The 2,490-nt window shown below is 67.3% G+C and carries 2 protein-coding genes; one reads left to right on the forward strand and one right to left on the reverse strand.

The genetic code is table 11. The annotated features are described in order from the left end of the window. Positions 1 to 141: 141 nt before the first annotated feature. Positions 142 to 1,029: a hypothetical protein gene (locus ABGA94_RS12530; protein WP_065178704.1), complete on the reverse strand. Its 888-nt coding sequence runs from the start codon at positions 1,027 to 1,029 to the stop codon at positions 142 to 144. A 93-nt stretch (positions 1,030 to 1,122) separates the two neighbouring features. On the opposite strand from ABGA94_RS12530, the gene ABGA94_RS12535 reads away from it, so the two are divergent. Next, entirely contained in the window at positions 1,123 to 2,418 is a 1,296-nt protein-coding gene (locus tag ABGA94_RS12535) for an acetyl-CoA C-acetyltransferase (RefSeq protein ID WP_152908679.1), read from the forward strand. Positions 2,419 to 2,490 lie beyond the last annotated feature (72 nt).

Raw genomic sequence — 2,490 nt, forward strand, 5'->3', positions numbered from 1 at the left:
AACGCCGGCGCGCGCCTGGCCTGTGCGGTCATCCAGAAGGCTCCGTAAGGGCGCTCTTGCTGGAAACGGAAAACGCCGGCGCAAGCCGGCGTTTTTCGTGTGGATCCCGCCGGACATGGCCCGGCGAAATACGTCCGTCGATCAGCGCGCCAGCAGCTCGCGCGCGTCCTGGCCGGCCTCGCAGTGCACGAACAGTACCGGCACGCCATGTGCTTCCAGCACCGCGGCCATCTGTCGCTGGCGCATCAGGAACTGCTCGTAGATGCCCTTCAGGCGATCGCAGTCGTTCTTGCTGTGGCTGTAGTGCGCGCACCAACCGGCCGGGTCGAACAGCGCCATGCGTGCTTCGCCATGCGTATAGCGCAGCAGCGGCTCGGGCGCGGCATTGAGCCACTCGTCCTCGCCCGGCGCCATGATCGCGGTCTCGATCAGCGGCCACAGTGCGGCCAGGCCCTGGTTGTCGTACTGCATCGACATCATCGCGGCCAGGTCGTTCACGGTGAAATAGCGCGCGTGCTCGATGCGGGCACCGAAGGTGTTCTGCGCCATCAGCGCGGTGTCGGCGTGCGCCATGCCGTTGGCCAGCAAGGTTTCTTCCAGCGCATCGGCGACCGCGCTGGTGGTGGCCACGTCGCTGCCGGTCAGCAGGAACGGCACCACGCGCAGGCCACCGCCCACCAGCGTGGCATCGGCCTGGAACGGCAGTGGCACGTCACCTTCGGCATCGGTACCGAAGGCCAGCAGGCGCGGGCCCTGGTTGCGGCCCGGGGCACGCATCTGCAGTTCTTCCAGGCGGCGATGGATCGGCCAGCCCGGACGCAGCACTTCGGCCGGGTCGAAATGCGCGGCGGCGAACACCAGGTCCAGCTCGGCCACCTGTGGCACCAGCTTGGCCAGGTCACGGCCGACGCGTTCGGCCAGTTCACCGGCCTGTTCAGCGCTGAGCACCGCCTGGCGGGGGATTTCGCCGCCGGCCAGTTCCAGGGCCAGCACGCCAAGGGCATTCATCGCGGGGTCGGGTTTGCTCATGGTTCCACGGTTGGCCCATCACAGGGCGGCAGCTACACTTGGCTCCATTATGCCTGCTCCGTCGTGCAGGCCATGTTGCAGACACCCTCATCCATGCCAGGTATCTCCATGCCCAACGCTCGTCCCGTCGCCATCCTCGGTGGCGTCCGCATTCCGTTCTGCCGCCAGAACACCGCGTATTCGGATGTCGGCAACCTCGGCATGTCGGTCCGTACGCTGGGTGCGCTGGTCGAACGGTTCGGCCTGCATGGCCAGCAGCTGGGTGAAGTGGCGATGGGCGCGGTGATCAAGCATTCCAGCGACTGGAACCTGGGCCGCGAAGCCACGCTGTCGTCCGGCCTGTCGCCGCTGACCCCGGGCATCACCCTGCAGCGTGCCTGCGGTACCTCGCTGGACAGCATCATCACCGTGGCCAACAAGATCGCGCTGGGCCAGATCGAATCGGGCATCGGCGGTGGTTCGGACACCACCTCCGACGTGCCGATCGTCTACGGCAAGAAACTGCGTGCACGCCTGCTGGCGGCCAACCGCGCCAAGAGCACCGGCGACAAGATCCGTGCGCTCACCTCCGGTTTCAAGTTCTCCGAGCTCAAGCCCGAGTTCCCGGGCGTGGCCGAGCCGCGCACCGGCAAGAGCATGGGCGACCACTGCGAGGACATGGCGAAGGAGTGGAACATCTCGCGCGACTCGCAGGATGAGTGGGCGGTGTCGTCGCACAAGAAGCTGGCCGCCGCCTACGAGCGTGGCTTCTTCAACGACCTGATCGCACCGTTCCGTGGCGTCGAGCGCGACAACATCCTGCGCCCGGACACCTCGCTGGAAAAGCTGGCCACGCTGAAGCCGGCGTTCGACAAGGTTTCCGGGCGTGGCACGCTCACCGCCGCCAACTCCACCCCGCTGACCGACGGTGCCGCTGCAGTGCTGCTGGCCAGTGAAGAGTGGGCACGCGCGCATGGCCATGAACCCCAGGCTTACCTGCGTGACGCGCACGTCGCCGCGGTGGACTTCGTGCACGGCGAAGGCCTGCTGATGGCACCGACCATCGCGGTGCCGGAGATGCTCAAGCGCAACGGCCTGACCCTGCAGGACTTCGACATCTACGAGATCCACGAAGCCTTTGCCGCACAGGTGTTGTGCACCCTGCGTGCGTGGGAGAGCGAGGACTACTGCCGCAACCGCCTGGGCCTGGACGCGCCGCTGGGCCGCATCGACCCGGACAAGATCAACCTGCTGGGCTCGTCGCTGGCCACCGGCCACCCGTTCGCCGCTACCGGCGCACGCGTGATCGCCACGGCAGCCAAGCAGCTGGCCGAACGCGGCGGTGGCCGCGCACTGGTGTCGATCTGCACTGCTGGCGGCATGGGCGTGGTGGCGATCGTCGAACGCTGATCGCATCCATCGGTGGGTGCCGACCGTTGGTCGGCACGATCCGGCCGGCACTCCTGGAACTGAAAACGCCGC

Origin of the sequence: Stenotrophomonas sp. 3diitr2024, from assembly GCF_042136455.1 — a bacterium.
GTDB lineage: Bacteria > Pseudomonadota > Gammaproteobacteria > Xanthomonadales > Xanthomonadaceae > Stenotrophomonas > Stenotrophomonas sepilia.

What these genes read in the sequence shown, in the direction of transcription:
- ABGA94_RS12535 (WP_152908679.1), top strand. Translation starts at nt 1,123, where the DNA reads ATGCCAGGTATCTCCATGCCCAACGCTCGTCCCGTCGCCATCCTCGGT.
- ABGA94_RS12530 (WP_065178704.1), bottom strand. Translation starts at nt 1,029, where the DNA reads ATGAGCAAACCCGACCCCGCGATGAATGCCCTTGGCGTGCTGGCCCTG.